The organism is uncultured Roseovarius sp., from assembly GCF_913054395.1.
Taxonomy (GTDB): Bacteria; Pseudomonadota; Alphaproteobacteria; order Rhodobacterales; family Rhodobacteraceae; genus Roseovarius.
In genome coordinates this window covers 1-6,522 of record NZ_CAJXIP010000166.1, presented here as the reverse complement: position 1 = coordinate 6,522, position 6,522 = coordinate 1, and the positions used below count along the sequence as shown (strand labels likewise).

Annotated in this window: 8 protein-coding genes and 1 tRNA gene; 5 read left to right on the top strand and 4 right to left on the bottom strand. The window is 62.3% G+C overall.

All coding sequences use genetic code 11. The features are described from left to right. Positions 1 to 458 precede the first annotated feature (458 nt). The gene (locus tag QZ522_RS16680) at positions 459 to 902 is read right to left on the bottom strand and encodes an Lrp/AsnC family transcriptional regulator (RefSeq protein WP_294614189.1); all 444 of its coding nucleotides are present in this window, start codon (positions 900 to 902) and stop codon (positions 459 to 461) included. An 81-nt stretch (positions 903 to 983) separates the two neighbouring features. On the opposite strand from QZ522_RS16680, the gene QZ522_RS16675 reads away from it, so the two are divergent. The 3 genes from QZ522_RS16675 to QZ522_RS16665 are packed head-to-tail and all read left to right on the top strand — an operon-like array spanning position 984 to position 3,236. After that, the gene (locus QZ522_RS16675) at positions 984 to 1,583 is read left to right on the top strand and encodes a LysE family translocator (protein ID WP_294614191.1); all 600 of its coding nucleotides are present in this window, start codon (positions 984 to 986) and stop codon (positions 1,581 to 1,583) included. A 19-nt stretch (positions 1,584 to 1,602) separates the two neighbouring features. Then, positions 1,603 to 2,220, top strand: a complete 618-nt coding sequence (locus QZ522_RS16670; RefSeq protein WP_294614186.1) for a hypothetical protein — start codon at positions 1,603 to 1,605, stop codon at positions 2,218 to 2,220. A 53-nt stretch (positions 2,221 to 2,273) separates the two neighbouring features. Then, positions 2,274 to 3,236, top strand: coding sequence for an acetyl-CoA carboxylase carboxyltransferase subunit alpha (locus QZ522_RS16665; protein WP_294614183.1), 963 nt, complete (start codon positions 2,274 to 2,276; stop codon positions 3,234 to 3,236). Between the two features lie 92 nt (positions 3,237 to 3,328). On the opposite strand, the gene QZ522_RS16660 is transcribed toward QZ522_RS16665, so the two are convergent. Genes QZ522_RS16660 through QZ522_RS16650 form a run of 3 tightly spaced genes read right to left on the bottom strand, consistent with a single transcriptional unit; the run spans position 3,329 to position 5,869 of the window. Continuing rightward, entirely contained in the window at positions 3,329 to 4,492 is a 1,164-nt protein-coding gene (locus QZ522_RS16660) for a cation:proton antiporter (protein WP_294614180.1), read from the bottom strand. 6 nt (positions 4,493 to 4,498) lie between these two features. Next, on the bottom strand, positions 4,499 to 5,146 hold the full coding sequence (locus QZ522_RS16655) for a GntR family transcriptional regulator (RefSeq protein WP_294614177.1): 648 nt from the start codon (positions 5,144 to 5,146) through the stop codon (positions 4,499 to 4,501). A 30-nt stretch (positions 5,147 to 5,176) separates the two neighbouring features. After that, entirely contained in the window at positions 5,177 to 5,869 is a 693-nt protein-coding gene (locus QZ522_RS16650) for a SprT family zinc-dependent metalloprotease (RefSeq protein ID WP_294614174.1), read from the bottom strand. Positions 5,870 to 5,981: 112 nt separating this feature from the next. Here QZ522_RS16650 and QZ522_RS16645 point away from each other — a divergent pair, with 112 nt between their 5' ends. Continuing rightward, the gene (locus QZ522_RS16645; protein ID WP_294614171.1) at positions 5,982 to 6,305 is read left to right on the top strand and encodes a TIGR02300 family protein; all 324 of its coding nucleotides are present in this window, start codon (positions 5,982 to 5,984) and stop codon (positions 6,303 to 6,305) included. Positions 6,306 to 6,391: 86 nt separating this feature from the next. Continuing rightward, positions 6,392 to 6,467 (top strand) — tRNA-Ala (locus QZ522_RS16640). The last annotated feature ends 55 nt before the right edge of the window (positions 6,468 to 6,522 follow it).

Here is a 6,522-nt window from a genome sequence, read left to right as displayed (position 1 = left end):
CCGCCAGCACAGCCGAAAGCGCGCTTGAGGCTGTGCGCGCGATTGTCGCGCATACCCCGCAAGCGCGTATTCTGATCTGTGGCTCGCTTTATCTTGCGGGTGGAATTCTGCGCGAAAACGGCTAACGCGCGGGCATCAAAGGCGGAAAAAGCAAACAAATTTTGCCCCTCACGCAATTCCGGAGTGCAAAACTCAGGCCCGGCGCCCGAACCGAATCACTTTATGTTGACCGATTCGTAATATTTCGACTATATCTGGATCAATTGCGCAGGTTGGCGTCGCACGCTCTGCTGTGTACTGATCGACAGGCCGATCTCCTGAACCGCGACAGGCGGGCGGCGGCGGTCACGTCAAGCCTCGGGGTGGATTTCATCCTCCCGAACCTCTGCGCGACATGAGTTTTGGAAATACCAGGCAGGTATGACTGAGGGGCCGACCCAACGGCCCCCTTTCATTTTTCAGGCCCGCTCGTCCTTGGGCGACCCCATCACCACATAAGAGGTGATTGCATTCACATGCGCCAGTGTGCCCAGAACATCGGTGTGAAAGCTTTTGTATGCGGCAAGGTCGGCCACCTCGACGCGCAGGATATATTCGATGGCGCCGGTGATGTTGTGACATTCCACCACCTCGGGTGCCGCAGCCATGGCGCGTTCGAACGCCTCCTGGCTTGCCTTGGTATGACTGTTCAGCCCGACCGCAACATAGGCCGTAAAGCCGGTGCCCATCGCGGCCCGGTTCAGCACCGCACGATAGCCGACAATCACGCCGCGCCGCTCAAGGTCCTGCACACGGCGCAGACAGGCCGAAGGCGACAGGCCAACCTTTTCCGCCAGATCCAGATTGCTGATCCGGCCGTCGCGCGACAAGGCCTGCAATATACGGTCATTAATTTTATCCATAGTCGAATTTAATTGCACATTTTCTCAACACACGCAAATAAACGCAATTCAAATGCGTCGATGATCGCATATGTTGTCCAGATGACCATTGAGCTTTTGACCGCCCTCGCCACCTTTGCCTTTGTCACGGTGATCACACCGGGGCCCAATAACCTCATGCTGATGACTTCGGGGGCCAATTTCGGTTTTCGCCGCACGGTGCCGCATATGATCGGCATCGGGCTTGGATTTCCGACGATGGTGTTTCTGGTCGGCATCGGGGTGATGCAGGTCTTCGACCTATGGCCACTGAGTTATCTGATCCTAAAGATCGTGTCGGTCGCCTATCTGCTGTATCTGGCGTGGAAAATCGCCAATGCCACGCCGCCGAAAGAGGCGGTTGGCGAGGGACGCCCCCTGACGTTCGTACAATCCGCCGCCTTCCAGTGGGTCAACCCCAAGGCCTGGAGCATGGCGCTTTCGGCGGTCACGCTTTACGCGACGGGGCGCGATCTTGTGGCCGTGCTTTGGGTTGCGGGCATCTATGTGCTTGTCTCCTCGATCAGCACCACGGGCTGGACCGTTCTCGGCCAACAGCTGCGCCGTCTGCTGAAAAGCCCGGTGCGCCTGCGCGCGTTCAACTGGATCATGGCGGGATTGCTGGTCACCACCCTGATCCCCGTGCTATTCCCGGCCCAGTGATCACCGCATAGGGGCGAGCATGACCCTGACCCTTCTGCACACCGCCGAGGTGCATCGCGCGGCGTTTGACGGCTTACGGGACAGGATTGCGCCGGGTGTGCATCTTGACCATATCGTGCGGCCCGATTTTCTTGAGCGCGCACGCAATGGCATCGACCCGGCGCTTGCAGAAGAGATCGCGGCGGCGATCACCGCTGCGCCGGGACCGGTGATTTGCACCTGCACCACCATCGGCCCGGTCGCGGCCTGCGCGGGCGCGATCCGCGTCGATGCGCCGATGATGCAGGCCGCCGCTTGGACAAGGGGCGCGGTCCTGATGGTATACTGTCTCGACAGTACCCGCGCGCCGAGCCTTGGATTGTTGCAGGATGCCATGCGCGAGGCGGGTCATTCCGGTCCGGTGATCCCCCTGTCACTGACCAATCTCTGGCCGCTTTTTGCCGAAGGGCAGACGAAAGATTTTGCCGATGCCCTGGCACGTGCGATTCGCCAGAAGGCGGCACAAATCCCTGATCTGGGGGCAATCGTTCTTGCGCAGGTCTCGATGGCGGGGGCGGCGGGGCTGCTGGGCGATCTCGACCTTGCGGTTTTATCCTCGCCGGACCTTGCCCTTCGGGCCGGACTTGCCCGGTTATGATTGCAAATCCCGCCGTACCGCCATATATCGCCACGGCAACCGTGGAGTAAGCGATGACCAACTACCTCGACTTCGAAAAGCCGCTGGCGGAAATTGAAGGCAAGGCCGAAGAGCTGCGCGCAATGGCGCGGGCCAATGCCGAAATGAATGTCGAGGCCGAAGCCGGCGCGCTTGATCGCAAGGCGGCCGAATTGCTGCGCGACCTTTACAAGAATCTCAGCCCCTGGCGCAAATGTCAGGTGGCACGTCATCCCGACCGCCCGCATTGCCGCGATTACATCGAGGCGCTGTTCACCGAATACACCCCGCTTGCAGGCGACCGCGCCTTTGGCGAGGATGACGCGGTGATGGGCGGGCTGGCGCGGCTTGACGACCGCCCGGTGATGGTGATCGGCCATGAAAAAGGCAATGACACCAAAAGCCGGATTGCCCGCAATTTCGGCATGGCCCGCCCCGAGGGCTATCGCAAGGCGGTACGCCTGATGGAGATGGCGGATCGCTTTGGCCTGCCGGTGGTGACACTTGTCGACACACCCGGTGCCTATCCCGGCAAGGGCGCCGAAGAACGCGGCCAATCCGAGGCGATTGCGCGCGCCACCGAGACCTGCCTTCAGATCGGCGTTCCGCTGGTCAGCGTGATCATCGGTGAAGGCGGTTCCGGCGGGGCCGTCGCCTTTGCCTCGGCCAACCGCGTGGCGATGCTGGATCATTCGGTCTATTCGGTGATTTCGCCCGAGGGCTGTGCGAGTATCCTGTGGAAGGATTCCGAGAAGATGCGCGAAGCGGCAGAGGCGCTGCGCCTGACGGCGCAGGATCTGATCAACCTTGGCGTGGCGGACCGCATCATCGACGAGCCACTTGGCGGCGCGCATCGCGACCGTGACGCCACGATTGAGGCGGTGGGCAAGGCGATCAACGCTATGCTTGGCGAGTTGGACAAGAAAGACCGCGCAGCCCTGATCAGGGACCGGCGCGAGAAGTTTCTCAAGATCGGCTCGAAGGGGCTGGCCGCTTAAGCCGGTCGCGCCTTCGCAAGGGGGTCGCGGGCGGAAGGTCCGGGTGCCTCCGGCGGGGATATTTAAGGCAAGAAGAAACGCAGGGCGCGGATTTATCCGGCGTTCTGGACCCGGCGGATGGCAAGGATGGTCATCACCGGGCCGATCAGTTCAAACAGGACCGTGGTGCCAATCGTCAGGGTGAGAATCATTTCGCCCGATTGCGGGAATTCGCGCGCAGCCACAAGCGCCATGCCCACGGCAACGCCCGCCTGAGGCAAGAGAGCGGCGCCGAACCAGCGGCGCTCGGCCGGCGGCACATCTGCAAGCGCACCGCCGATCCAGCCCCCCGCCACCCGCGCGCCGGTACGCAGCGCGATGAAGGCAAGGCCAAGCAGGCCGATCTCAACCAGAAGACCGAGTTCGAGGCGCGCACCGGCGAGCAGGAAAAACAGCACCATGAAGGGCCATTGCACATGCTCGATCTCGTGAAAGGCGCGGTCATGGTGGCGCGCCAGGTTGGCGATGATCGCGCCCACCACCATGCCCGCGATCAGAAAGGACACCCCCGCCCAGATCGCCAGACCGGCAGTGAGAAACACAATGCCGATCGCCTCGGTCTGAAGCGGTTCGCCTTTGCTGAGCCGACCGGTCAGAAAGGCGGCAGGCAGGCCGATCATCGCGCCAAGGCCAATCGCCCCGCCGATTTCCCAGAGCGCCTCTGACAGGGCAGCGGCATCCCCCTCGCCGCCAAGCATTTGGGCGAACACCACCGCCAGCGAAAACGCCAACAGTCCCCAGGCATCGTCGATGGCAACGATGCCGCGAACCTTGTCGACGAACGGCCCCTTTGAGCCAGATTGGCGAATCGCATCCTGTGTGGCCGCCGGATCCGTGGCCGATGCAATTGCGCCCAGCAGCAAAGCAACCGGCGCTGGCACACCGATCAGCCACAAACCGACCGTGACGCCCAGCATGGTCGCCAGAACAATCGCCAGGGAGACAAGGAAAATAGCCTCGCCGTTATGTTTCAAGGCCTTGCCGGTGAGCGAACTTCCCAGCAAAAACGCCACCATGGTCAGCGCCATGACCGACAGGAAATCATAAAGCGCGCGCACCTCGGGCGGGATCAGGTCGAGCCCCGAGCCGCCGACCAATATGCCACAAATCAACAGCAGGGTAACCCGAGGCAGGCTGGAACGGCGCCCCACCGTATCCGCGGCCAGCCCCAGAAGAAACAGCGCGCCAAGCGTGATCATCAGGGTTGCCTGATCCATACCGCCCTACCCCACCAGCATCTTGAGGCCCTGCGTCACATCCGAGCGCACGGCGAGGCGCAGGCTTGGCTCGTCGCCGGCTTTCAGCGCCGCTATGATCAGGCGATGGTGATGTGGCGGGTCCTTGCGCCGCAAGCGACCGTAGAGGGCGCGCATGGTCGGTCCAAGCTGAAGCCAGACGGTTTCGGCCATGGCCAGCATCGCGGGCGCCTGTGCGCGCAGATAGAGCGTGCGGTGAAACTCCAGATTGCGGCGGATATAGGCAACCGCATCCTGGCGCGCGATATCCTCGGCAACGCGCATGTTGATGCTCTGGAGCCGGTCGATCAGGGCGATATGTGCGCGCGGCAGGGCGCGGCTTGCCAGTTCCACCTCGATCAGCGAGCGCAGCGCGGCCAGCTCCTCGATCCGTTCATTGTTGAGTTCCGGTGTACTTACCCGCCCTGAGCTTGAGATCGTCAGTGCCCCCTCCGCCGACAGGCGGCGCACAGCTTCGCGCGCGGGGGTCATCGACACCCCGAATTCGGCGCCGATGCCGCGCAGGGTCATCGCCTGACCCGGCGCAATTTCCCCATGCATGATCCGGGTACGCAGACCGCGGTAAACGCGGTCATGCGCCGATGGCGTCGGATCGGGGCGTGGGGTCAGCAACATGGCCTCATGTGATCACAAATACAGCGCAGGTCAATCACTGAAACGATAGCGGTGCAACGCCCCGCCCTCGCGGCGCAGCCATGCGCGCTGCACAGCATAGTCGGGCATCAGGCGCGACACCACCGACCAGAAGGCGGGCGAATGGTTCATTTCCGCCAGATGTGCCACCTCATGTGCGGCGACATAATCCAGCACCTCGGGCGGGGCCATGATCAGGCGCCAGGAATAGCTGAGCGCGCCGGAGGACGAACACGACCCCCATCGCGACCGCGTATCGCGCAGGGTGATCCGGCTATACCCCTGCCCAAGCAGCCCCGCATAATGATCCGATGCCGCCGCAAGCCGGTCACGCGCCCGCGCCTTGAGCCAGCCTTCAAGCCGGGCGGCGGCAGTTTCGGGGCGCCCCGGCACATGCAGGGTCGCGCCATCCTGCACCACGCGCCGCCCCGTGCCCTGGGCGATTCGCACCACAGCCCCCTCAACCGGGAGCTCAAGCCCATGCGCGACGGCAACCGTGACCGGGCGCTGCGCCAATTGCGCACGCAGCCAATCGGCCTTGGTACGGGCGAAATCAAGTGCCTCGGCCTCGGGCACACCACGCGGCAAAGTCAGCGTCACCCGCCCGTCGAGCCCCGAAACACGCAGCGAAATCCGCCGCGCGCGCGGGGATCGGCGCAGGCTAAGTTCAACTGGGGGGTTGCCCGGAAGCACATGATGGCCCATATGGCCTCCTGATTAGCGGATTGCGTGGCGACTAAAGCCTTTGACAGCTGACCATTGTTATGGCAGGTGGCGCGGACCGTCGACAAGACCAGAGATTTAAAGGGGATCACCAATGCCCAAAGAAGAATGGGGCGTAAAGCGCATTTGCCCAACCACTGGCAAGCGCTTCTACGACCTGAACAAGAACCCGATCATCAGCCCGTATACCGGCGAAGTGGTCGAACTCGCCACCGGCAAAAGCCGTTCCATGACGCCTGATGCCGAAGATGCCGAGACCAAGAAACTGCAAACGGCCGATGCGGACGACAGTTCGGATCTGCTGGATGATGATGACGTGGATGTCGATCTTGACGATGACATCCTCGAGGATGACGACGACGACGATGTCTCGCTTGACGAGATCGCCGACGTGGCCTCGGACGACTCTGACTCTTGAAAAACGAAAGGGCGGGATTTTCCTCTTGATCCCGCCCGCCGCTTTCCCTAGATAGCGGCGCACAGGCCTTGCGGGGCCACACTGATGGGGCCTTAGCTCAGCTGGGAGAGCGCTTGCATGGCATGCAAGAGGTCAGGGGTTCGATCCCCCTAGGCTCCACCAATAAATCCAAAGACTTAGACGAAAAAATACCCGCCAGTAAGGCGAGGTTTTCGTT

Coding starts and splice junctions, on each gene's coding strand:
- QZ522_RS16680 (WP_294614189.1), bottom strand. CDS start 902: ATGGATAAAATTAATGACCGTATATTGCAGGCCTTGTCGCGCGACGGC.
- QZ522_RS16675 (WP_294614191.1), top strand. CDS start 984: ATGACCATTGAGCTTTTGACCGCCCTCGCCACCTTTGCCTTTGTCACG.
- QZ522_RS16670 (WP_294614186.1), top strand. CDS start 1,603: ATGACCCTGACCCTTCTGCACACCGCCGAGGTGCATCGCGCGGCGTTT.
- QZ522_RS16665 (WP_294614183.1), top strand. CDS start 2,274: ATGACCAACTACCTCGACTTCGAAAAGCCGCTGGCGGAAATTGAAGGC.
- QZ522_RS16660 (WP_294614180.1), bottom strand. CDS start 4,492: ATGGATCAGGCAACCCTGATGATCACGCTTGGCGCGCTGTTTCTTCTG.
- QZ522_RS16655 (WP_294614177.1), bottom strand. CDS start 5,146: ATGTTGCTGACCCCACGCCCCGATCCGACGCCATCGGCGCATGACCGC.
- QZ522_RS16650 (WP_294614174.1), bottom strand. CDS start 5,869: ATGGGCCATCATGTGCTTCCGGGCAACCCCCCAGTTGAACTTAGCCTG.
- QZ522_RS16645 (WP_294614171.1), top strand. CDS start 5,982: ATGCCCAAAGAAGAATGGGGCGTAAAGCGCATTTGCCCAACCACTGGC.